This is a genomic window from Saccharothrix coeruleofusca, from assembly GCF_017876325.1.
GTDB lineage: Bacteria > Actinomycetota > Actinomycetes > Mycobacteriales > Pseudonocardiaceae > Actinosynnema > Actinosynnema coeruleofuscum.
Genome location: NZ_JAGINV010000001.1, coordinates 344362 through 365087, shown reverse-complemented (window position 1 = coordinate 365087; position 20726 = coordinate 344362). Strand labels below are relative to the sequence as shown.

The window sequence follows — 20726 nt, the reverse complement described above, 5'->3', positions numbered from 1 at the left end:
CTGGTCAGCGCGGTGTGAGCGGCACCCGGTCGCTGCGCACCCACTTGAACACCGCGGGCCACGGACCGTAGCCGGCGGCCACGTTCAGGTGAGCTCCGCCCGCGATGACGTCCAGCTCCACCCGCAGCGCCGCCGCCAGCTCCCTGGCCTGCTCCAGCGTGCAGTACGGGTCGTCCTGGCCCACCACCAGCCGCGTGTCGCCCGCCGCCGCGCGGACCGCCGCCGGGTCCAGCGGGCAGTCCAGGAAGTCCGCGATCAGCGGTTCGCCGGTGAAGTGCGGGCTGGGTGGGGCCACCAGCAGCACCCGGTCCACCCGCAACGCCGGGTCCGGGTCGGCGGCCGCGTGGTGCAGCCACAGCAGGCTGCCCAGCGAATGCGCCGCGACCACCCGTTCGGATGAAGGGGGTGCGGCGGCCAGGTGGCCGCGCAGCTCCGCCAGCCACACGTCCAGCTCCGGCGCGTCGGGCGAGCTGAACTCCGGCAGGTCGACCTGGGCCCCGTGCCGCGCCAGCTCGCCCGCCAGCCAGTTCTGCCAGTGGGTCGGCCCCGACCCGGTCAGGCCGTGCAGGAGCAGGACGTGCGGCAGCGACAACGCCCTACGCCGACTTCTCGCGCCGCTCCCGGCGGCTGGGCTGGCGGGCCACGATGGTCGGGTTCACGTTCTCCTTGACCGTCTGCTCGGTGATGACGACCTTGGCCACGTCCGAGCGGCTGGGGATGTCGTACATCACCGGCAGCAGGACTTCCTCCATGATCGCCCGCAGGCCGCGCGCGCCGGTGCCGCGCAGGATCGCCTGGTCGGCGACGGCCTCCATCGCGGTCCGGGTGAACTCCAGCTCCACGCCGTCCATCTCGAACAGCTTCTGATACTGCTTGACCAGCGCGTTCTTCGGCTCGGTGAGGATGCGGACCAGGGAGTCCTTGTCCAGGTTCGTGACGCTGGCCACCATCGGCAGTCGGCCGATGAACTCCGGGATGAGGCCGAACTTGATCAGGTCCTCGGGCATCGACTCGGCGAAGTAGTCCGCCGCGTCCACCTCGGCCTTGGTGCGCACCTCGGCGCCGAAGCCGAGGCCGCGCTTGCCCACGCGGTCCTGGATGATCTTCTCCAGACCGGCGAACGCGCCCGCCACGATGAACAGCACGTTCGTCGTGTCGATCTGGATGAACTCCTGGTGGGGGTGCTTGCGCCCGCCCTGCGGGGGCACCGAGGCGGTGGTCCCCTCCAGGATCTTCAGCAGCGCCTGCTGCACGCCCTCGCCCGAGACGTCGCGCGTGATCGACGGGTTTTCACTCTTCCGGGCGATCTTGTCGACCTCGTCGATGTAGATGATCCCGGTCTCGGCCCGCTTGACGTCGTAGTCCGCCGCCTGGATGAGCTTGAGCAGGATGTTCTCGACGTCCTCGCCCACGTAGCCCGCCTCGGTCAGCGCCGTGGCGTCGGCGATGGCGAACGGCACGTTGAGCATCTTGGCCAGCGTCTGGGCCAGGTAGGTCTTGCCGCAGCCGGTCGGGCCGAGCATGAGGATGTTCGACTTGGCCAGCTCCACGCCGTCGTCGCGGCCCTCACGCCCGCGGTCACCGGCCTGGATGCGCTTGTAGTGGTTGTAGACCGCCACCGAGAGAGTCCGCTTGGCCTCGTTCTGGCCGATCACGTACTGGTCGAGGAAGTCGTGGATCTCGGCGGGCTTGGGCAGCTCGTCGAGCTTGACGTCGCCCGCCTCCGCGAGTTCTTCCTCGATGATCTCGTTGCAGAGGTCGATGCACTCATCGCAGATGTAGACACCGGGGCCGGCGATGAGTTTTTTCACCTGCTTCTGGCTCTTGCCGCAGAAAGAGCACTTCAGCAGGTCGCCGCCGTCACCGATACGTGCCATGACCGCTGACCTCTGTCCCCTCCGGCGCACACCTGGTGTGCAGCGCCTGACTGCTGGTTCGGCGCGGAGCCCGCTGGGTGCGGGGTCGCGCTGCGTTCCCCTCGACGGTACCTGTCCCACCCGCCTGCGCGGGAGGACCAGCGTGCCCCCGACCCGCCGATCCGAGCGGCACCCCGGCCGGCTCGGCGTGTCGGGGGTCCGCGTCAGCCCTTGGCCGAGAGCTTCCGGTACGGCAGGACGCTGTCCACGATGCCGTAGTCCTTGGCCTCCTCGGCCGTCAGGATCTTGTCGCGCTCGATGTCGTCGCGAACCTGCTCCGGCGAGCGGCTGGTGTGCCGCGCCAGGGTGGTCTCCAGCAGCCTGCGCACCCGCTGGATCTCGTTGGACTGGATCTCCAGGTCGGAGACCTGCCCGTAGACGCCCTCGGTGGCGGGCTGGTGGATCAGCACCCGCGAGTTGGGCAGCGCGTGCCGCTTGCCCGGCGTGCCCGCCGCCAGCAGCACCGCCGCCGCCGAGGCCGCCTGGCCCAGGCAGTAGGTCTGGATGTCCGGGCGGACGAACTGCATGGTGTCGTAGATGGCCATCAGCGAGGTGAACGAGCCACCCGGCGAGTTGATGTACATCAGGATGTCGCGGTCGGGGTCCTCCGACTCCAGCACGAGCAGCTGGGCCATCACGTCGTTGGCCGACGCGTCGTCCACCTGCACGCCGAGGAAGATGATGCGCTCCTCGAACAGCTTGTTGTACGGGTTGGACTCCTTGATGCCGTAGCTGGTGCGCTCGACGAACGACGGGAGCACGTACCGGGACTGCGGCGCGTGGAACTGGCTCACTGTGGTTCTCCTGGTCCTGTGCTCGCCGGTCAGTTGGAGTTCGCCTGGCTGGCGCGGCTGATCACCTTGTCCACGAAGCCGTACTCCAGGGCTTCCTGGGCGGTGAACCAGCGGTCGCGGTCGGAGTCGGCGATGATGCGCTCCACCGGCTGACCGGTGTGCTCGGCGATCAGCTCGGCCATCTCCCGCTTGGTCCGGGAGAGCATGTCGGCCTGGATCGCGATGTCGGCCGCGGTGCCGCCCACGCCCGCGGACGGCTGGTGCATCAGGATGCGCGCGTGCGGCAGCGCGTGCCGCTTGCCGGGAGCGCCCGCGGAGAGCAGGAACTGCCCCATCGAGGCGGCCAGGCCCATCGCGTAGGTGGCCACGTCCGGCTCGATGAGCTGCATCGTGTCGTAGATCGCCATGCCCGCGGTCACCGATCCACCGGGCGAGTTGATGTAGAGGGTGATGTCCTTCTCGGGGTCCTCGGCCGCGAGCAGGAGCAGCTGGGCGGTGATCTGGTTGGCGATGCCCTCTTCGACCTGCGACCCCAGCACGATGATCCGCTCGCGGAGCAGGCGCTCGTAGACCGAGTCGTTGAGGTTCATCCCCGTGGCCGACCGCATCTCGGGCGTCGGGAAGGAGTGCTGCGTCACGTCTGCCTGCCTAACTTTGCCGAAAAGAGTCTCGTAGCAACGACCTTAACGAAGGCGGGCGGCGTCGCCTTCCCGACACCGCCCGCGTTCGCTCAGGGCTTCACTCCCCGGCCGGGGATTCCGCGGGGGTTCCCGCGGCGGTCTCCTCAGTGGACTTCGCCTCGCCGAACAGCTCGTCCAGGTCGAGGGCGTTGCCCGCGGCGTCGGTGACGGTGGCCTGGCGGACCACGGAGGCCAGCGCCTTGCCCCGGCGCACGTCGGCGAAGATGGCGCCGAGCTGGCCGGACTGCTGGGCCCGCTTGACGTACTCGTCGGGGCTGACGCCGAAGCGCTGCGCCTGGTAGATGATGCGCTCGGTCAGCTCGGCGTCGGAGACCGACAGCTGCTCGGCGTCGGCGATGGCGTCGAGCACCAGCTGCGTCTTCACGGCCTGCTCGGCCGCTTCGCGCACCTCGGTGTCGAACTGCTCCTTGGTCTGGCCCTGCTCGGCCAGCCACTCGGCGAAGCGCGCCTCGTCGTGGTCGAAGGCGTGCACGGCGTCGTGCTCGCGGGCCTCGATCTCGCCCTTGACCACGGCCTCGGGCAGCGGCACCTCGACGCTGGCCAGCAGCGCCTCCAGCACCTTGTCGCGGGCCTGGACGCCCTGCTGCATCTTCTTGACCCGGCCAAGGCGCACCCGCAGGTCGTCCTTGAGCTCGTCGAGGGTGTCGAACTCGCTGGCCAGCTGGGCGAACTCGTCGTCCAGCTCGGGCAGCTGGCGCTCCTTGACGCTGTTGACCACGACGGAGACCTCGGCCTCGCGGCCCGCGTGCTCGCCCGCCACCAGCGTGGTGGTGAAGGTCTTGGTCTCGCCCTCGGCGGCGCCGATCAGGGCGTCGTCGATGCCCTCGACGAGCTGGCCGGAGCCGATCTCGTAGGACAGGCCGGTGGTCTTGGCCTCCTCGACCTCCTCGCCGTCCACGGTCGCCGAGAGGTCGACCACGACGAAGTCGCCCTGCTGGGCGGGCCGCTGGACGCCGGTCAGCGTGCCGAAGCGGGCGCGCAGCTCGTCGAGCTGGGTGGCCACGTCCTCGTCGGTGACCTCCTGGTCGTCGACGGTGACCGACAGCTCGCCGAAGGCGGGCACGGTGATCTCGGGGCGGACGTCGACCTCGGCGGTGAAGGCCAGCGACTCGCCGTCCTCGATCTTGGTCACCTCGAAGTCCGGCCGGCCCAGGGTGCGCAGCTCACCGGAGTTGACGGCCTCCAGGTACTTGGCCGGGATGGCCTCCTGGACGACCTCGTCCAGGACCGGCGCGCGGCCGATGCGGCTCTCCAGCACGCGGGCGGGGGCCTTGCCGGGGCGGAAGCCGGGGATGCGGACCTGCTTGGCCAGCTTGCGGTAGGCGCGGTCGAAGTCCGACTTGAGCTCGTCGAACGGCACCTCGACGTTGATCCGGACCCGCGTCGGGCTCAGGTGCTCGACGGTGCTCTTCAACGTGGTCTCCTCGTAACGGGCAGGACGTGCGGAACATCCCGAGAACACCTGGACTGGCGTCGGGATTCCGCCCGAGTCTAGGCGAGGCCGGACTCCGAGGGGGGCCGACCCCCGACTGGGGCCGCCCGGCGCCCGGCCCGCGGCGCGGCGGTAGCGCTGCGTGAATACCCGGCGAATAACCTCGAGTCACCCAGGACGCCATATCCGGAGTTGTTTCGACACCCGATGGAATTACCGGCGGGATCGTGAGAGCGATTCCACGGAGATGGTTCACTCGTCCAAGCCCCACCCCTTCGGAACGGGCACACCCCGGTGGATGCCTCCCGTGCCATCGGAAGGCCCTATGACCACAGGTCACGACGGCGGGTCGACGCGCGTCGCGGCCTCGGCGTCGAGGACGGACAGGCTCACCGGACCGGCTGCCACAGCCTCTGCCGGACGGAACAGAACCGCCTATCGGCGGCAGCCCGCCAGCATCACCCGGATGTCGCAACAGCGATTGACCTTCGGCAACCACAGCCGGTCGACAACTAGCCCAAAGGAGTGACCAAGGGCCGTTCGGAGCAACCAGGGGTGGAAAGTTTTCACTTGTCGAGATGACTCCACTCGCCGTAGCCCATTAGTGCGAGCTTCAGGTAACGTAACGCCCGGACCCGCACGCCCGGAGGTCCACTCAATTAAATAGTCGCCGGACGTTCTGGGGGGTCAGCAGCGGACGCAGCCGGCGACGAAGAGCCAGACGATGTCATCGAGCTCTTTAACCACCTACCAGAAAAGGTGCCGATGACCCGATGAGATCAATTCCGCCGCTGCCGAACGAACCAGCACGACCACCGGTGGAGACCCTTACGGGGGACCTCGCCCACCGAGCCCCGCCCCACGCGGTAGCACGGCGATGTTGACGGCCTCCTGACCGCGCGCCCGCAGGACGCGCACGACCAGGCCCGACCGCCGCCACGCACCCGGCCCACGACGCCCCGCGCCCGTGGCCCACCCTCTTCACGCACCGTTGGGGAGTTCCATGGAAACACGTCAACTCCTGGCGTTCACGACTGTGGTCCAGACGGGCAGTTTCACCAAGGCAGCCGCCACCCTGAACTGCTCGCAACCGACCATCACCACGCGGATCAAAGCCCTTGAGGAAACTCTCGGAGTGCCTTTGTTCCGCCGCCTTCCGCGCGGCATCCAGATGACCTCCGCCGGGGTCGAGCTGCTGCCTTTCGCGCGAAACATCATCACGCTCACCGACAAGGCGAGAAAAGCCATCACGATGAACGGCGAACCGCACGGCAAGCTGGTCATCGGCAGCGCCCAGAGCCTCACCGACTACAGGCTGTTACCGCTGATCGAGTACATGTGCTGGCGCTACCCGAGCGTCCAGATCTCGCTGCACTCCGGCAACACCAGGACCAACCTGGCCGAGGTGGGCGAGGGACGGCTGGACTGCGCGTTCTTCATCGGCCCGATCGAGGCCCACGAAGGGCTGGAGACGACCGTGCTGTGCCAGGAGCCGCTGGTCGTGGTCGCCGGGCCGACCCACGCGCTGACCCGCCGCCCGGTGATCACCGAGCAGGACCTGCGCGGCAGCACGCTGATCCGGGCCGAGAACGGCGCCAGCTACTACGAGCAGTTCGAGCAGGCGCTCGGGCTGCGGGACGCCGAGTCCCGGTCACCGGTGCTGGCGCTGGACTCGCTCGACGCCGCCAAGCGGGCGGTGGCATCGGGCCTGGGGATCTCGCTGGTCCCGGAGGTGACCGTCGCCGCGGAACTCGCCGACGGCAGGCTGCGCCGACTGCCGTGGGCCCCGCCGTTCCGGGTCTGCACCCAGTTCGCGTGGCGCCGGGACAACTCGGCCAACCCGTCGGTCACGGCCCTGGTGTCGGCCGCAGCACAGGTGGTCAGCGAGCAGGTGGCCGCCCACCCGTGACCCTGTGGAGCCGTTCTTGAGCCGCGGGGTGCTCAAGAACGGCCACAGGGTTGGCGGGGCCGCGTCGCGGGTACCGCAGGCGGTATGACCGTTGCGGCCGAGGACCTGCGAAAACTGCTCACCTCCGACCTGCCCGACCCGACGCTGGTGCTCGTGGAGGGCAGGGTCGAGGTGGTCAAGGTCGACGACCTGGACACCGATGCCCTCCGCGGCGCGCTGCTGCTGACGTCGCGGGACGAACTGCTCGCCAGGGGCGTCCGCGAGGACGCCGACGACCGGCAGCTCCAGGAGCACGCCGCCGCGATCTCCACGGTCGTCGACCTGCAGGGCGGCTGACCCTACTCGTCGTCCTCCACGAGGTCGGGCTCCTCGGCCTCCACCCCGAACCCCTCCGCGGGCTCGGGCCCGCCCGGTCCGGGGTCGGCGGCGGCGATGCGGTCCTCGCGGAACCTCGGATCGGGTTCGAACGGCGCTGTCGTCATGCCACGCGGGTACCCCGCGCCACCCGCCGTGTCACCCGTTCGACTCCCCGCTCCCGTCCGCGCCGAGTTCCGCGCGCAGCGTCTCGAAGGTGTCGCGGACGATGTCGCGGAGGTAGCAGTCGTCGTCGTCCAGCCACTCGGCCATGGAGACGCCGAGCAGCGTCACGCACGTCTCGGCCAGCAGGGTGGCGCGGGTGGCGTCGAGGCCGCGAGCCAGGAAACCCTCCCGGATCGCGTCGGACACGGCCGCGCGCTTGCGCAGTTCGCGCTCGCGCAGCCCTTCGTCGCAGCGGACCAGCTCGCGGCGCTGGCGCAGCACCTCCTTGCGCTCCTCGAAGTAGGTGTCCGCCATGAGCCGCAGGCTCTCCCGGACCACCGCCAGCGGGGCGGCGGAGGCGGGCACCCGCGCCATCAGCTCCGTGACGATCGCGGCCACCCCGGCGTCTTCGGCGAAGAGCACCTCGCGCTTGTCGGCGAAGTGCCGGAAGAACGTGCGGGTGGTCAGACCCGCCCGAGCGGTGATCTCGGGCACGGTCGTCGCGGCGAACCCCCGCTCCGAGATGAGCTCGAAGGCCGCCCGCTGGAGGCGTTCGCGCGCGTCCGGTCGCCATCTCCCCACCCCACCAGCCTATGCGATGACACGCGATGTCATGGCACTGTACGGTGATGACATTGCGTGTCGTCACTGTGGCGGCAGCGGAGCGAGAGTGGAACTGCCATGACCGAGGTGTGGATTCTGGGCGGCACGGGCCGCAGCGGGCGCGCGATCGCGGCCGAGCTGAGGAAGCGCGGCATCCGGCCGGTGCTGGTCGGCCGGGACGCGGACCGCCTGGCCGCCGCGGCCGAGGGGGACCGCGTGGTCGTGGCGGCGTCGGTCGACGAGATGGCGGCCGAGATCAGCAGGCAGCGCCCCGCCGTCGTGGTCAACACGGTCGGCCCGTTCAGCACGACGGCGGCACCGCTGGCGCGGGCGTGCCTGCCCGCGAGCCACTACCTCGACCTGGCCAACGACCTGGCCTCCTTCTCCACGACGCTCGCCCTCGACGAGGCCGCCGCCACGGCGGGCCGCACGATCGTGACCGGCGCCGGGTTCGGCGTGACCGCGACCGAGAGCGTGGTCGTGAAGCTGTGCGAGGGACGCCCGACGCCCGAGCAGGTGCGGGTGGACATGATCCCCTCGCTCGCGATGGAGGAAGGCGTCGTCGGGGAAGCGCTGGCAGGCACCTTCGTCGAGGGGATTCCCGGCGTTGAGGGCGGCGGCCGGTACCAGGGCCGCCGGTACCGGGACGGGCGACTGGCCCCGGCACGGCTGGGGGACGAGCCGACCCGCTTCGTGCTCCCCGACGGAGCGACGGTCACCACCTCCGCCATGCCACTGGGCGAACTGGTCGCCGCTCAACGCGCCAGCGGCGCACCCGACGTGCTCGCCGCGTCCAGCGAAGTCCCGTCATCTCCGGTGGCGCGGACGATCATGCGACTGGCCATGTCGCTGCTGGCGATCGGGCCCGTGCGGACCCTCGCCAAGCGGCAACTGGCCGCGGTGAAGATCAAGGCCAGGCCACAGCCCCGCGAGTACTCGTGGGGTCACGCCGTAGTCCGATGGGCGGACGGCACGGAACGCGAGGGCTGGCTGCGCGTCGGCGAGGCCCAGGCGTGGACCGGCGTGGTGCCCGCCGAAGTGGTCCACCGCCTGCTGACGGGCCAGGGGAAGCCGGGTTTCCACACCCCGGCGGCGCTGTTCGGCAGCTCGCTGGCCGAGGCGTGCGGCGGCGAGTACTTCATCGCCTGAGCCACCGGTGACCGCCGAGCTGAGTGGGCCTACCGGCGTTTCCGCTGGTAGGCCCCGCCCAGTCGGGGCGACAGGATTTGAACCTGCGACCCCCCGCTCCCAAAGCGGGTGCGCTACCAAACTGCGCCACGCCCCGGTCCTTACCACCTTAGCGTGACACGCTAAGCTGTTTCCGCACCCACCCCGTGGGTGCGATGCGGGTGTAGCTCAATGGTAGAGCCCCAGCCTTCCAAGCTGGTCATGCGGGTTCGATTCCCGTCACCCGCTCTCGTCTTGCTCCGCTGGTAGATCGCTTGCCGACCGTCCTCCGTGGACGGTCTTCTCGCTTCCGTGGATCTTCCGCGCCCCTCGCGTGCCCTCTTCTGTGCCCTTTCGGGCAGTCCCCATCACCTTGCTGAACCACCGCAGCTTGGTGCGGTACCCCCTGGTTCCGCTTGCCCAGATCCGCCAGCCGCATCGCCGACCCAAGGGGCACGTACACCGTCACCCTTGCCACTCGATGACCGGCCGTGCCGCCAAGCGGCCCGGGGTGCAGCCCCACCCACACCGCCAAGGCGGCCAGCGGGACAGCAGAGCCAGCATCACCAGGTGGCCCGACACGATCACGCAGTCTGTCCACATAGGACAGTGGCTCGCATGGAACCCCACCCTCTGAGGGCCGCACCCAGATGGGGCGCGGCTTTGCACGGGGGGTGGCTACCAGGGCCTACGACGAGCCAATCCGCCACTACATCACCATCACCGATCAGGCCGAGTGCAGTGCCGAGGCGTCGAGTCCTTCACACTCCTCATAGGGAAGGACGACGCCGAGCCCGGCCTGTTCGCCACCTCCTCCTGGTGTTCGACCCGATGTGGAACCGCGCCAAGAAGACCGCGTGACGCCCTCGCCCGACCGACTGGCCGAGATCGCACGTCAGGCCGTGACCATCGGAACCGACCTGATCAAGACCACCAGGCCGCAAACAGTCATCGAGAAGGCCGACCGAGACACCTTCACCGACGTCGATCTACGCATCGAACACGAGATACGCGCCTATCTGGCCAAAATCACTCCCGAGATCGGCTTCATCGGCGAGGAAGGGGGAGCGGACGACCAGACCGCCGACAGCGACCTTCACTGGTCACTGGACCCCGTCGACGGAACGGCCAACCTCGTCCACGGCGTGCCACTGTGCGGAGTCTCCCTCGGACTCATGCAGGGAGACCGTGCCATTGTCGCCGCCATCGCCCTGCCCTACGCGGACCTGCACTACACCGCCGCCCACGGCCGCGGCGCGTACGTCAACGGTCGCCCCATCCGAGTGAGCACCACGGCCGAGCCGTCCAAGGCGATGGTCGCCATCGGCGACCACGCCACCGGCGAGGACTCCCACGAGAAGAACAAGCAGCGCATCGCCCTCACCGCCGCACTGGCCGCCCAAGTCGAACGCATCCGCATGTTCGGATCCGCCGCCCACGACCTCACCTGGCTGGCCGAAGGCCGCATCGACGCCGCCGTGATCATGTCCAACAAGACCCACGACATCGCCGCAGGCGTCCTCATCGCCCGCGAAGCCGGAGCCATCGCACTCGACAGCACCGGCCGCGAACACACCTCGGCCGCCACCCATACCATCGCTGCCGCACCAAGCATTGCCGAACCGCTGCTCTCCCTGGTGCAGGCGGGCATCGGGATTGAACCCTCACAGTTGCCGAATACGGCTCTCTGAGATCAGTACGGTCGACTACCGCGATGCGGCCAACCCCGCCTCACATTTGCACAGCCTCCCCGCATCGCTGCCACTGGGCCCGCGTTCCGTTCCACCAAGCAGTCACGCGGAGCAGGTTCCTGCGCCCTGAAAGGCCGTGTGCCACGGAGAGGCGAATTGCCACCAAGTCGCTTCCGACCACAACAGCTTCGCCACTTCGTCAACGAACGACATGGCCACAATATTCGCCGCCCCACCTGGAGTTATTATTCCATCACCGTTTGCGCCGCCCATCCCGTGGCAGCGCTTTAGGCGTCACCGTGGTACTGTCCGCCAAGAGATGACTGGTTACAGCTTGAGCATCGGGCTCGACATCAAGAGCGCGCATGGCGGTCACGCTCTTAAGTCGGTCCCGCAGTGTGCTGTCATCAACCTGCTCGATAAGCTGAAGCGTTTGCTGCAGTCGACGATCAGACTGCAACTCCTTTTCGATCTTCTCAACCTGTTCGGTCAAGTGCCTGCGTGCCCGATTGGCGTGCAACGCAAACGCTCCACCGCACGTCCCAATGATGGCACCGCTCAAGCTTGAAACCAGCGCCGCGTAGTTAAGCCCAGGACCACTCCCGCGCAGAAGTGCCAATCCGCCACCCGCGAGCACGACAATTGCGCCTATACCCATAAACACCAAGCTCATGCGGAACGTGATCTCCGCCTGCTTGAAGGCTTGGTTGTAGAAGTTGAAAAGAAATGACTGGCGGCGCTCAGAGTATCCGTCGCCCTCCGGGTTCGAAGTTGCCCGTGCGCCGACATGAACAGCCTGTACAACATTTCCATGGAAAACGTTCACCACGCTGTTCTCATTTAAGCCTCGCCCATCACCGTCACCCATTGACACACTCCCGTCGATTCAGGCAACATACGGGATCCTACCTCACAACGCATGATCATCGCCGCCATCACATGACGTTGTCGAACCGTAGTCGCCACTACACTCGTTCGAGCGGTCAGCACTGGTTCAAGTTGAGCAAAGGCGACGGATCCCGCGATCAGGCCACCGGACACGGAATAGCATTGATCAACTATGGTGAACGATGAGCGGAAATGATCACGTCAGCCTCTCGAGGCAGAGAAATCCGCAGCTCATCGCCCCCTCCCCATCCCAGGGCCCAGAGCGACCAGTCGAGGACACGATGCAGTCCTGATGGCAGCGTCCACGCTCTCATCAGGGTTTGTGCGGGATACCTTTCAGATCTTCAGCGATTCACATTCCGCACCGCAGGTCACTCAGTGACCGCACTATCCCTCACCGCGCGACGGCAGCCGTTGGGTGATCCGGTCGAGCAGGTCGCCCAGCGGTTCGCTGACCTCCCGGCCGAACTCCGTCAGCCCGTAGGTGACCCTGGGTGGCGACGCCGGTTCGACCTCGCGCCGGACCAGGCCGTCCTCGACCAGCCCGCGCAGGGTCTGGGCCAGCATCTTCTCGCTGATGCCCCGGATGCTCTCGCGCAGCTCGTAGAACCGGAGGTCGCCGCTGCGCAGGGAGATCAGCACCCAGACGCCCCACTTGCTGGTCACGTGGTCGATCACGGTGCGCGCGGGGCAGTCGGTGTGAAACACCTCATACCGCTGGTCCGCCTCGGCCTGCGGTAGCTGCACACCTCCCGTCATGTACTGAGCTTACCGAGAGGTACGTCCTTACCAATAGTTAGCCCAGCTCCTAGCGTCGCCGCCACAAGAGGAGATCGAGCGAGGAGCTGCTCATGATCGTGGTGACCGGTGCTACCGGGAACATCGGCAAGCCGCTGACGCGGGCGCTGGCTGAGGCGGGCCAGAAGGTGACGGCGGTGTCGCGGCACGCGGCGGAGGTGCCGGACGGCGTCCGCCACGTGACGGCCGACCTGGCCGAGCCCGCGGTCCTGGAACCGCTGCTGGCCGACGCGGAGGCGTTGTTCCTGCTGCTGTCCGGCGACATGCACGCCCCCGAAGCCAAGCCGACCGACATCATCGGCCAAGCGGTGGCCAACGGGGTCCGCCGGGTCGTCCTGCTCTCCACGCTGGGCGTGGTCACCAGGCCCTTCGGCCGGACGCGGGTCGCGATGCGCCAGTTGGAGGACACGCTGCGGGAGTCCGGTCTGGAGTGGGCCGTCCTGCGGCCGGGCGGCTTCGCCTCCAACGCCTTGTGGTGGGCCGAGTCCGTGCGCACGCGGCGGGTTGTCGCCGCGCCTTTCGGTGACATCGCGGTGCCGCTGATCGACCCGGCGGACATCGCCGAGGTCGCGGCGGCCTGCCTGCTGGAGGACCGGCACAACGGCGGTGTGTACGAGTTGACCGGTCCGGAGCTGATCTCGCCGCGCGGGCAGGCGGAGGCCATCACCGACGCGCTGGGCTCGCCGGTGCGGTTCCACGAACTCACCCGCGAGGAGGCCAAGGCGGGCATGGTGCGGACCATGCCGGGGGAGCTCGCCGACGACACCCTGGACATCCTCAGCTCCCCCAGTCCGGCCGAGCTGCGCGTCAGCCCGGACGTCGAGCGGGTCCTGGGCCGTGCCCCGCGCACCTTCGCCGACTGGGCCGCCCGCAACGTCGACGCGTTCCGCTGAGACCGGCCCGCGCGCTGGGGTTGCTCGGTGATCCGCTGCCGATCAGCTGCCACACTCGACGACCATGAGCTTGAAGCCGCCTTCGCGCGCTGATGTCGAGAGGCAGTTCGAGCGGCTGTTGAGCGGTGCGGCCGGCCGGGAGGAGGTCGACCGGTGGGCGGCTCGGTACTTCACCGAGGACGTTGACGTGGCGGACCCGCTGGTGTGGAGCGCCCTTGGTCGCCTGCACGGGATCGATCTCCCCGCCGGCCCCGCCGGGGAGTACCTGCACGACCTCCACCAGGTTTCCGAATGGCTGTCCGAGCTGCGTGGAGATGGCTCGGAGTAGGTCCATCCGCACGGGGCGGACCTCCAGCGAGTCCACTCCGGACAAGCGGGGTCGGCCCAATGGCAGGCTGACGGGCATGACCGTGCTGCGCTCCGCGATCCTGTTCGTCCTCGCCGCCATCGCCGAGATCGGTGGTGCTTGGCTTGTCTGGCAAGGGGTGCGGGAGCAGCGCGGGTGGTTGTTCGCGGGGCTGGGCGTGCTCGCGCTGGGCGCGTACGGGTTCGTGGCCACGCTCCAGCCCGACGCCAACTTCGGGCGCATCCTGGCCGCGTATGGCGGGGTGTTCGTGGCGGGTTCGCTGGTGTGGGGTGTCGTGGTCGACGGGTTCCGGCCCGACCGGTTCGACGTGATCGGCGCGGTGGTGTGCTTGGTGGGCGTCGGCCTGATCATGTACGCGCCGCGCGGGTAGTCCTCCACCATGACGCGCATGGGTTTGGACCAGGTGGTGGTGGACTGCTCGGACGCCGCGGCGCTCGCGCGGTTCTGGGCGGCGTTGCTCGGCGCGGAGCCGGTCGACCGGCCGTCGGGGTGGTCGCACGTCGAGGCCGAGGGGTGGCCGCGGGTGGCGTTCCAGCCGGTGCCGGAGGGCAAGTCGGTGAAGAACCGGCTGCACTTCGACGTCGAGGTGGACGACATCGGGGCGGCGACGCGGCGGGCGCTGGAGCTGGGTGCGGTGAAGCGGGGCGAGGTCCAGTCGGACGCCGAGGGGCGGTTCCAGGTGATGCTCGACCCCGAGGGCAACGAGTTCTGCTTCGTGTCGGACTGAACGACCTGGACGGGCGGCCCGGGCGTTGAACTCGCGGCACCCGAGGGGTCGACTCACGGGGAGGAGGTGCCTCCGAAACTCGGTCGCGGTTGCCTGCCTCGGGGCGTATGAACACCGCATGGGTCTGACCATCCGCACTCTCGTCCCCGATGACTCGGCACGGTTCCAGCGGTTGGTGAACGCCGCGTTCTTATCCGATGTCGATGAGGAGCACGTCGGCCGGTGGCACGGCCTGTTCGAGGCCGAGCGGCACCACGGCGTCTTCGACGGCGACGAGCTGATCGGCGGCGGTGGCATCCAGAGCCGGGAGATGACGCTGCCCGGCGTCGGGCCGCAAGCGGTTGCGGCGGTCACCTCGGTCGTGGTGAGACCGGGACACCGCAGGCGCGGCGTGCTGAACATGGTCATGCGGGCCCAGCTGCACGGGCTGCACGAGCAGGCGCGTGAGCCGCTGGCGGCGCTGTGGGCTTCCGAAGCGGCCATCTACGGCCGCTACGGCTACGGCTATGCGGTGGACTTCCTGCGCTTGTCCGTGCCCGCGCGCGCGGAGTTCCTGCCGCACGTCTCGGTCGGGGACGAGCGGGTGCGCGAGGCGCCCCGGCAGCAGGCCATGCCGGTGATCAAGGAGCTGTACGAGCGGGTCCGGCCGCACCGCACGGGCTGGTTGAGCCGCGACGACGCGATGTGGGAGTACCGCCTCAGGGACGAGGAGCGGGACCGACACGGCCGCAGCGCCTACCGTTACGTGCTGCACCCGCGCGGTTACGCGGTCTACCGGGTCACGCAGGACTGGCAGGAGCGCGGTCCTCGGCACCAGCTGTACGTGCGGGAGCTGGCCGCGGAGGACGCCGTGGCCTTCGCCGCGCTCTACCGCTACCTGCTGGACGTGGACCTGGTGGGCGAGCTCCAGCTGTTCACCGCCGCGGACGACCCGGTGGTGCACCTGCTGGCCGACTCGCGGCTGGCGCTGCGCAGCCGCGCGGACTCGCTGTGGGTGCGGCTGGTGGACGTGGACCGCGCGCTGGCGCTGCGCCGCTACCAGTCCGATGTGGACGTGGTGCTGGAGGTCTCCGACGAGCTGTGCCCGTGGAACGCCGGCACCTGGCGGATGACGGTCAAGGGCGGTGAGGCGGTCGTGCGGCGCACCTCCGACGCGCCGGACCTGGCGATGGACGTGCGGGCGCTGGGCGCGGCGTACCTCGGCGGGACCCGGCTGACGGTGCTGGGGGCGGCGCAGGCCGTGCACGAGCGGTCGGCGGGCGCTCTCGCCGCGCTGTCGCACGCCTTCCTCGGCGACCGCGAGCCGCACTGCCCCGAGGTGTTCTAGGTCGCTCCGGGAACCCGGTGCGGGGCCTCGGCGTTGTTCCGGACAAAGGCGGCGAGTAGCCGCCCCGATCTCCGGGAGGAACCGTGGGCACCGGTCTGGTGCTGCTCGTGCTGCTCGTCGTGGTGGTCGGCGCAGGTCTGCTCGTCGCCCGCAACCGCGCCGCGGCCCGGCAGCGGGAGCTGGAGGACGCGCAGGCCGACGCCCGCCGCTGGGTGGAGCGGCTGGGCGGCCAGGTGATGAGCCTGACCGGCACCGACACCGCCTCCCAGCAGGCGCTGGCGGACGCCTCCGAGCGGTTCACCGCGGCGGGCTCGCAGATGGAGCAGGCGCGGACGGTGGAGCAGGCCCGGCTGGTCACGCAGACCGCCATGGAGGGCCTGTACTACGTGCGCGCGGCGCGCACCGCGATGGGCATGGACCCCGGTCCCGAGCTGCCCGACCTCACCGGCCAGAGCCGCGCGGGGCGGGTCACCGAGGAGCGCCAGGTCGACGTCCAGGGCCACCACTACGCCGCCTCGCCGCGGCCGGGTCAGGCCACGCCGCACTACTACCCCGGCGGCATGGTGGCCGGGCGGCCGGTGCCGCAGGGCTGGTACAGCGAGCCGTGGTGGAAGCCCGCGCTGGTCGCGGGCGCCTGGGGCGTGGGTTCGTTCCTGCTGATGAACGCGATGTTCTCGGGCATGGCCGGGGTCGCCTACGCGGACGGGTACGCCGACGGCATGAACGCCGACGGTGGCGACGCGGGCGGTGACGCGGGAGCCGACGCCGGTGGTGACGCCGGTGGTGACGCGGGCGGCGACTTCGGTGGCGGCGACTTCGGCGGGGATTTCGGCGGCGACTTCGGCGGGTTCGACTTCTGAGCGATTGTCGAGGGGGAGGAGAAGGGGGGAGGCCCGCCGCGGCCTCCCCCCTTCGTCCGTCTCAGGGCTTCTGGCAGTTCGGGCACCAGTAGAGGTTGCGCCCGGCCAGCTTCGCGGTCGCCACGGGCGTCCCGCACAGCACGCAGGGCTCACCGGTGCGCCGGTAGACGTAGACCTCGCCGCGCCGGTTCGGGTTGGGCGGGCGGCCCATCACCTCGGGCCGGTGCTCGGGCCGCACGGTGTCGATGTAGCCGTCCCGGACGCCGTCGCTCATCAGCGCGACCAGGTCGGCCCACAGCTCCCCCCACAGCGCCCGGTCGACGCGGTCGCCCGGCGTGAACGGGTCGAGGTTGTGCCGGAACAGCACCTCGGCGCGGTAGACGTTGCCGACGCCCGCCAGCACGCCCTGGTCCATCAGCAGCTGCGCGATGGACTGCTTGGACCGGGAGACGCGCTGGTAGGCCGCTTCGGGGTCGGCGTCGGCGCGCAGCGGGTCCGGGCCCAGCCTGCCGCGCAGGCGGTCCACCGCGGCCTCGTCGAGCACCTCGCACCGGTTGGGGCCACGCAGGTCGGTCCAGTGCGTCGGGCCGACCACGCGCATCCGCACCTGGCCGACCGGGTCCACCACCGGGTGGGTGAACTCGGTGAACACGCCGTAGAGGCCCAGGTGGACGTGCACGACCGCGTCCGGGCCGTAGACGTGGAACAGGTGCTTGCCGTGCGCCTCGGCCTCGACCATGACGCGGCCGTCCACCGCCGAGGCGTCGAAGCGGCCCTGCGGGCTGGAGACCTCGACGACGTGGCCCGCGTAGCGCTCGTGGTGCAGCCGGGCCAGCCGGTGCAGCGTGTGGCCCTCAGGCACCGGTCACCTCGCGGAAGGGCACGACCGAGCACAGGTGGGTGCGCGTCACCGTGCGGGAGTCCCGCGCGAGCAGGCGGTGGGCCAGCTCCTCGGCGCGTGGCCGGTCGTGCCTGGCCAGCACCGCGCACAGGTCGGCCAGCTGCACGGAGCGGTCGAAGTCGGGTTCGTCGTCGCGGGCCAGGCCCCGGTCGACCACCTCGGCGACGGCGTCGGCCAGCGCCGGGTCGTCCGCCGCGTAGGCCAGCTGCCAGTGGAAGAACACCTCGTCCGCCCTCCGGGTCAACGCGCGCACCGCGGTCAGCCGCGCGGGCTCATCGTCGGTGAGCGCGCGCCCCTCCGCGACCGCACCGGCCAGCGTCGGGAAGCTGTAGTCGCGGTCGCGGCCGTCGGTGACGCGGCCGAACCAGGGCGAGCGCCGCCCGGCCTCGGCGATCGCGGCCACCACCGGGTACACCGGGGCGTGGCCCCAGCTGGCCAGCGCGACCACGGCCAGGAAGCGGTGGTAGCCCTCGGCCGCGTCGTCGGCCAGCACCTCGCGCAGGCCGGGAATCCGGTCGAGGTAGCGGCGGTCGGTGACGCCCGCGTCGATCACCGCGTACGGCTCGGTCGTGCCGTTGCCGTCGATGTCGCGGAACAGCAGCTCGCGCAGGGAGGCCATCAGGGCAGGGCCGGGGCCTCGCCGGTGCGCTCGTACTCGCTGAGCATGTCGATCCGGCGGGCGTGCCGCTCCTGCCCGGAGAACGGGGTAGCCAGGAACGCCTCCACGATCGCGGTGGCCTCCTCGGTGGAGTGCATCCGCGCGCCCACGCCGATGAGCTGGGCGTTGTTGTGCTGGCGGGCGAGCTGGGCGGTCTCGACGCTGTAGGCCAGCGCGGCGCGCGCGCCCGGCACCTTGTTCGCGGCGATCTGCTCGCCGTTGCCCGATCCACCGACCACGATGCCGAGGCTGCCCTCGTCGGCCACCACGCGGCGGGCGGCCTCGATGCAGAACGGCGGGTAGTCGTCCTCGGCGTCGTAGACCGCCGGGCCGACGTCGACCACGTCGTGGCCCGCGGCGGTCAGGTGCTTGACGAGGTGGGACTTCAGCTCGAAGCCCGCGTGGTCCGATCCCAGGTAGACGCGCACGTCACAGGAGTCTGCCATCCTGGCGCGCGTGTTCGGACAACAGGGCAGCCGGGTCCGCCTGGAGTGGGGCGGTGAGGGCGTGGCCGCGCTGGGCGAGCAGTGCGCCGTGCTCGTCGTGGTGGACGTGCTGTCGTTCAGCACGGCGGTGGACGTGGCGGTGGGTCGCGGGGCCGAGGTGCGGCCGGTGACCTGGTCGGACCGGGCGGCGGTGCCGCCGTCGCGGTGGAACCTGCGGCCGTCTTCGCTGGTGGACGTGCCCGCCGGGGCCGTGGTGGAGCTGCCCTCCCCGAACGGCGCGACGCTGTGCGGGCTGGCGGCGGGGACCGGGGCGACCGTGCTGGTCGGGTGCCTGCGCAACGCGGAGGCGGTGGCCCGCGCGGCCGGGGCGATCGCCGGGGACCGCCCGATCGGGGTCGTCCCGGCGGGCGAGCGGTGGGGGGTGGGCATCGCCGCCGACGCCTCCGGCGGCCCGCTGCGGCCGAGCGCGGAGGACCTGCTGGGGGCGGGGGCCGTGGTGGCGTCGCTGCGCGAGCACGGCCCGCTCTCCGTCGAGGCCGATCTGGCGGCGGGGGTGTTCGAGCGGGCCGCGGTGGCGGAGTTCCTGGCCGGGTGCGTGTCCGGGCGCGAGCTGGCCGCGGCCGGTCACGCCGCCGACGTGGCGCTGGCGGGCGAGGTCGGGGCGAGCCGGGCGGTCCCCGTGCTCGCCGACGGCGTGCTCACCGACCTCGCCCGCTGATCCCTACCGCTGGATGGACTTCACCTCGGTGAACTCGTCCAGCCCGAAGCGGCCGAACTCCCGGCCGTTGCCGGACTGCCGGTAGCCGCCGAACGGCGCGCTGGTGTTGAAGGCCGCCCCGTTGATGTCGACCTGCCCGGTGCGCAGGCGCCTGGCCACCGCCAGGGCGCGGTCCTCGTCGGCGGAGAACACCGCCCCGCCCAGCCCGTAGATCGTCGAGTTGGCGATGCGGACCGCGTCGTCCTCGTCGGCGTAGGGCATCACCGAGAGCACGGGGCCGAAGATCTCCTCCTGGGCGATGGACATCTCCGGGGTGACGCCGCCGAAGACGGTGGGGGCGACGTGGAAGCCCCGCTCGGTGGGCCGCTCCACGCCGCCGAGGGCCAACCGGGCCCCCTGCTCGATCCCGGACCGGATGTGGCCGACCACGCGCTCGCGCTGCGCGGCGGAGACGGCGGGGCCGAGCCGGGTCGCGGGCAGCGCCGGGTCGCCCGGCTCGTACTTGGCCGCCGCGGCCACGGCCAGCTCCACCGCCTCGTCGTGCCGGTCGGCGGGGACCAGCAGCCGGGTCCACGCGCTGCACGCCTGGCCGTTGTTCATGAACGCGTTGGCCACGCCGATCTTCACCGCGCGCGCCAGGTCCGCGTCGTCGAGCACCACGTTGGCGGACTTGCCGCCCAGCTCCAGCGCCACCCGCTTGACCGTCCCGGCGGCCAGCGCGGCCACCCGGCGGCCGGCGCGGGTGGAGCCGGTGAACGACACCGCGTCCACGGCGGGGTGCGCGGCCAGCGCCTCCCCCACCACCGGCCCGAGGCCGTGGACCACCTGGAACACCCCTTCGGGCAGGTCCAGCGAGCGCAGCACCTCGGCCAGCAGGTCCGCCGTCCCCGGCGCCAGCTCGCTGGGCTTGAGCACCACGACGTCGCCCGCCGCCAGCGCGGGCACGACCTTGGCGACCATCTGCTGCAGCGGGAAGTTCCAGGGGGTGATGGCGCCCACGACGCCCACCGGCTCGCGCAGCACCAGCGAGTTGCCGATCTCCTCGCCCGCGAAGTAGCCCGCCTCCAGCGCCGCCGCCACGCCGCGCGCGATGCCGACCGGGTTGGGCACCTGCACCCGCGTGGCGAACATGGTGGGCGTGCCCATCTCGGCGGTCATGGTGGCGGCGAACTCGTCGGCGCGCGCGGCCAGCTCCTCGGCGACCCGCCTGGCCAGCTTCGCGCGCTCGTCGACCGGGGTCGCCGCCCACGCAGGGAAGGCCGCGGCGGCGCGGGTCACCGCGGCGTCGACGTCCTCGGGCGTGCCCTCGGCGACCTCGCCGATGACTTCCTCGGTGGTCGGGTTGACGACCTGGAGCACGACCCCTCCCGACGGGATGTAACACTTCGAAGCCCTGAACGGCCCAACGTGT

Annotated in this window: 24 protein-coding genes and 2 tRNA genes; 12 read left to right on the top strand and 14 right to left on the bottom strand. The window is 70.5% G+C overall.

The genetic code is table 11. From position 1 onward, the window contains the following. Nucleotides 1-4: 4 nt before the first annotated feature. The 5 genes from JOF41_RS01805 to tig form a co-directional block, all read right to left on the bottom strand. Nucleotides 5-592 carry an RBBP9/YdeN family alpha/beta hydrolase gene (locus JOF41_RS01805; protein WP_189222141.1) on the bottom strand — a complete coding sequence of 196 codons (588 nt, stop codon included), beginning with the start codon at nucleotides 590-592 and terminating at the stop codon, nucleotides 5-7. Between the two features lie 4 nt (nucleotides 593-596). Beyond that, complete coding sequence (clpX, locus tag JOF41_RS01800; protein WP_189222142.1) at nucleotides 597-1877, bottom strand: ATP-dependent Clp protease ATP-binding subunit ClpX; 1281 nt, start codon at nucleotides 1875-1877, stop codon at nucleotides 597-599. A gap of 203 nt (nucleotides 1878-2080) precedes the next feature. Continuing rightward, the gene (locus tag JOF41_RS01795; RefSeq protein WP_189222143.1) at nucleotides 2081-2710 is read right to left on the bottom strand and encodes an ATP-dependent Clp protease proteolytic subunit; all 630 of its coding nucleotides are present in this window, start codon (nucleotides 2708-2710) and stop codon (nucleotides 2081-2083) included. A 29-nt stretch (nucleotides 2711-2739) separates the two neighbouring features. Further along, nucleotides 2740-3348: an ATP-dependent Clp protease proteolytic subunit gene (locus JOF41_RS01790; protein ID WP_209615612.1), complete on the bottom strand. Its 609-nt coding sequence runs from the start codon at nucleotides 3346-3348 to the stop codon at nucleotides 2740-2742. Between the two features lie 100 nt (nucleotides 3349-3448). Next, the gene (gene tig / locus JOF41_RS01785) at nucleotides 3449-4825 is read right to left on the bottom strand and encodes a trigger factor (RefSeq protein ID WP_189222144.1); all 1377 of its coding nucleotides are present in this window, start codon (nucleotides 4823-4825) and stop codon (nucleotides 3449-3451) included. Nucleotides 4826-5846: 1021 nt separating this feature from the next. Between tig and JOF41_RS01780 the strand changes: the two genes are divergently transcribed. Both JOF41_RS01780 and JOF41_RS01775 read left to right on the top strand, forming a co-directional pair. Then, nucleotides 5847-6752, top strand: coding sequence for a LysR family transcriptional regulator (locus JOF41_RS01780; protein WP_209615608.1), 906 nt, complete (start codon nucleotides 5847-5849; stop codon nucleotides 6750-6752). An 84-nt stretch (nucleotides 6753-6836) separates the two neighbouring features. Continuing rightward, nucleotides 6837-7088, top strand: a complete 252-nt coding sequence (locus tag JOF41_RS01775) for a hypothetical protein (protein WP_189222146.1) — start codon at nucleotides 6837-6839, stop codon at nucleotides 7086-7088. A 2-nt stretch (nucleotides 7089-7090) separates the two neighbouring features. On the opposite strand, the gene JOF41_RS01770 is transcribed toward JOF41_RS01775, so the two are convergent. Next, a complete protein-coding gene (locus JOF41_RS01770) occupies nucleotides 7091-7234 on the bottom strand; it encodes a hypothetical protein (RefSeq protein WP_189222147.1) in 144 nt (47 codons plus the stop codon). Nucleotides 7235-7265: 31 nt separating this feature from the next. Further along, nucleotides 7266-7853, bottom strand: a complete 588-nt coding sequence (locus JOF41_RS01765) for a TetR family transcriptional regulator (protein ID WP_209615605.1) — start codon at nucleotides 7851-7853, stop codon at nucleotides 7266-7268. 99 nt (nucleotides 7854-7952) lie between these two features. Between JOF41_RS01765 and JOF41_RS01760 the strand changes: the two genes are divergently transcribed. Continuing rightward, complete coding sequence (locus tag JOF41_RS01760; protein ID WP_209615602.1) at nucleotides 7953-9023, top strand: saccharopine dehydrogenase family protein; 1071 nt, start codon at nucleotides 7953-7955, stop codon at nucleotides 9021-9023. A 62-nt stretch (nucleotides 9024-9085) separates the two neighbouring features. Here JOF41_RS01760 and JOF41_RS01755 read toward each other — a convergent pair. Next, a tRNA-Pro gene (locus JOF41_RS01755) sits at nucleotides 9086-9159 on the bottom strand. 60 nt (nucleotides 9160-9219) lie between these two features. Here JOF41_RS01755 and JOF41_RS01750 point away from each other — a divergent pair. Beyond that, nucleotides 9220-9290: transfer RNA gene (locus JOF41_RS01750), tRNA-Gly, on the top strand. Nucleotides 9291-9898: 608 nt separating this feature from the next. Further along, nucleotides 9899-10732 carry an inositol monophosphatase family protein gene (locus tag JOF41_RS01745; RefSeq protein ID WP_307867170.1) on the top strand — a complete coding sequence of 278 codons (834 nt, stop codon included), beginning with the start codon at nucleotides 9899-9901 and terminating at the stop codon, nucleotides 10730-10732. Between the two features lie 253 nt (nucleotides 10733-10985). Here the strand turns inward: JOF41_RS01745 and JOF41_RS01740 are convergent, their stop codons facing one another. Then, nucleotides 10986-11600 carry a TRADD-N-associated membrane domain-containing protein gene (locus tag JOF41_RS01740; protein ID WP_209615599.1) on the bottom strand — a complete coding sequence of 205 codons (615 nt, stop codon included), beginning with the start codon at nucleotides 11598-11600 and terminating at the stop codon, nucleotides 10986-10988. 407 nt (nucleotides 11601-12007) lie between these two features. Further along, a complete protein-coding gene (locus JOF41_RS01735) occupies nucleotides 12008-12379 on the bottom strand; it encodes a winged helix-turn-helix transcriptional regulator (RefSeq protein ID WP_209615596.1) in 372 nt (123 codons plus the stop codon). A gap of 92 nt (nucleotides 12380-12471) precedes the next feature. Here JOF41_RS01735 and JOF41_RS01730 point away from each other — a divergent pair, with 92 nt between their 5' ends. The 6 genes from JOF41_RS01730 to JOF41_RS01705 all read left to right on the top strand — a co-directional run bounded on the left by JOF41_RS01730 (nucleotide 12472) and on the right by JOF41_RS01705 (nucleotide 16592). Continuing rightward, nucleotides 12472-13311, top strand: a complete 840-nt coding sequence (locus JOF41_RS01730) for an NAD(P)H-binding protein (RefSeq protein ID WP_209615593.1) — start codon at nucleotides 12472-12474, stop codon at nucleotides 13309-13311. A 64-nt stretch (nucleotides 13312-13375) separates the two neighbouring features. Next, nucleotides 13376-13639, top strand: coding sequence for a YxzC family protein (locus JOF41_RS01725; protein ID WP_209615591.1), 264 nt, complete (start codon nucleotides 13376-13378; stop codon nucleotides 13637-13639). Nucleotides 13640-13715: 76 nt separating this feature from the next. Further along, on the top strand, nucleotides 13716-14048 hold the full coding sequence (locus JOF41_RS01720) for a YnfA family protein (RefSeq protein ID WP_189222154.1): 333 nt from the start codon (nucleotides 13716-13718) through the stop codon (nucleotides 14046-14048). A gap of 18 nt (nucleotides 14049-14066) precedes the next feature. Further along, nucleotides 14067-14405, top strand: a complete 339-nt coding sequence (locus tag JOF41_RS01715) for a VOC family protein (RefSeq protein WP_189222155.1) — start codon at nucleotides 14067-14069, stop codon at nucleotides 14403-14405. A 118-nt stretch (nucleotides 14406-14523) separates the two neighbouring features. Then, nucleotides 14524-15732 (top strand): GNAT family N-acetyltransferase, encoded by a 1209-nt coding sequence (locus tag JOF41_RS01710; protein WP_209615589.1) that lies wholly within the window; start codon nucleotides 14524-14526, stop codon nucleotides 15730-15732. An 83-nt stretch (nucleotides 15733-15815) separates the two neighbouring features. Next, a complete protein-coding gene (locus JOF41_RS01705) occupies nucleotides 15816-16592 on the top strand; it encodes a hypothetical protein (protein ID WP_189222157.1) in 777 nt (258 codons plus the stop codon). A gap of 61 nt (nucleotides 16593-16653) precedes the next feature. Here the strand turns inward: JOF41_RS01705 and JOF41_RS01700 are convergent, their stop codons facing one another. From JOF41_RS01700 to JOF41_RS01690, 3 genes are read right to left on the bottom strand one after another with little or no spacing between them, the layout of a single operon-like run. Then, nucleotides 16654-17454, bottom strand: a complete 801-nt coding sequence (locus tag JOF41_RS01700; RefSeq protein WP_189222158.1) for an Fpg/Nei family DNA glycosylase — start codon at nucleotides 17452-17454, stop codon at nucleotides 16654-16656. Beyond that, complete coding sequence (locus JOF41_RS01695; RefSeq protein ID WP_209615587.1) at nucleotides 17447-18112, bottom strand: hypothetical protein; 666 nt, start codon at nucleotides 18110-18112, stop codon at nucleotides 17447-17449. The genes JOF41_RS01700 and JOF41_RS01695 overlap by 8 nt, the downstream gene beginning before the upstream one ends. Next, complete coding sequence (locus JOF41_RS01690) at nucleotides 18112-18579, bottom strand: ribose-5-phosphate isomerase (RefSeq protein WP_189222578.1); 468 nt, start codon at nucleotides 18577-18579, stop codon at nucleotides 18112-18114. Before JOF41_RS01690 ends, JOF41_RS01695 begins: the two co-directional genes overlap by 1 nt. Nucleotides 18580-18607: 28 nt before the next feature. Here JOF41_RS01690 and JOF41_RS01685 point away from each other — a divergent pair, with 28 nt between their 5' ends. After that, complete coding sequence (locus JOF41_RS01685; protein ID WP_209615586.1) at nucleotides 18608-19315, top strand: 2-phosphosulfolactate phosphatase; 708 nt, start codon at nucleotides 18608-18610, stop codon at nucleotides 19313-19315. Nucleotides 19316-19318: 3 nt separating this feature from the next. Here JOF41_RS01685 and JOF41_RS01680 read toward each other — a convergent pair whose 3' ends face one another. Next, nucleotides 19319-20674, bottom strand: a complete 1356-nt coding sequence (locus JOF41_RS01680; RefSeq protein WP_307867168.1) for an aldehyde dehydrogenase family protein — start codon at nucleotides 20672-20674, stop codon at nucleotides 19319-19321. Nucleotides 20675-20726 lie beyond the last annotated feature (52 nt).

Bases quoted from the DNA above. Each gene is read 5' to 3' on its own strand.
- JOF41_RS01780 (WP_209615608.1), top strand. From the start codon at position 5,847: ATGGAAACACGTCAACTCCTGGCGTTCACGACTGTGGTCCAGACGGGC.
- JOF41_RS01740 (WP_209615599.1), bottom strand. From the start codon at position 11,600: ATGGGTGACGGTGATGGGCGAGGCTTAAATGAGAACAGCGTGGTGAAC.
- JOF41_RS01710 (WP_209615589.1), top strand. From the start codon at position 14,524: ATGGGTCTGACCATCCGCACTCTCGTCCCCGATGACTCGGCACGGTTC.
- JOF41_RS01720 (WP_189222154.1), top strand. From the start codon at position 13,716: ATGACCGTGCTGCGCTCCGCGATCCTGTTCGTCCTCGCCGCCATCGCC.
- JOF41_RS01775 (WP_189222146.1), top strand. From the start codon at position 6,837: ATGACCGTTGCGGCCGAGGACCTGCGAAAACTGCTCACCTCCGACCTG.
- JOF41_RS01760 (WP_209615602.1), top strand. From the start codon at position 7,953: ATGACCGAGGTGTGGATTCTGGGCGGCACGGGCCGCAGCGGGCGCGCG.
- JOF41_RS01715 (WP_189222155.1), top strand. From the start codon at position 14,067: ATGGGTTTGGACCAGGTGGTGGTGGACTGCTCGGACGCCGCGGCGCTC.
- JOF41_RS01725 (WP_209615591.1), top strand. From the start codon at position 13,376: ATGAGCTTGAAGCCGCCTTCGCGCGCTGATGTCGAGAGGCAGTTCGAG.
- JOF41_RS01770 (WP_189222147.1), bottom strand. From the start codon at position 7,234: ATGACGACAGCGCCGTTCGAACCCGATCCGAGGTTCCGCGAGGACCGC.
- JOF41_RS01695 (WP_209615587.1), bottom strand. From the start codon at position 18,112: ATGGCCTCCCTGCGCGAGCTGCTGTTCCGCGACATCGACGGCAACGGC.
- JOF41_RS01730 (WP_209615593.1), top strand. From the start codon at position 12,472: ATGATCGTGGTGACCGGTGCTACCGGGAACATCGGCAAGCCGCTGACG.
- JOF41_RS01735 (WP_209615596.1), bottom strand. From the start codon at position 12,379: ATGACGGGAGGTGTGCAGCTACCGCAGGCCGAGGCGGACCAGCGGTAT.
- clpX (WP_189222142.1), bottom strand. From the start codon at position 1,877: ATGGCACGTATCGGTGACGGCGGCGACCTGCTGAAGTGCTCTTTCTGC.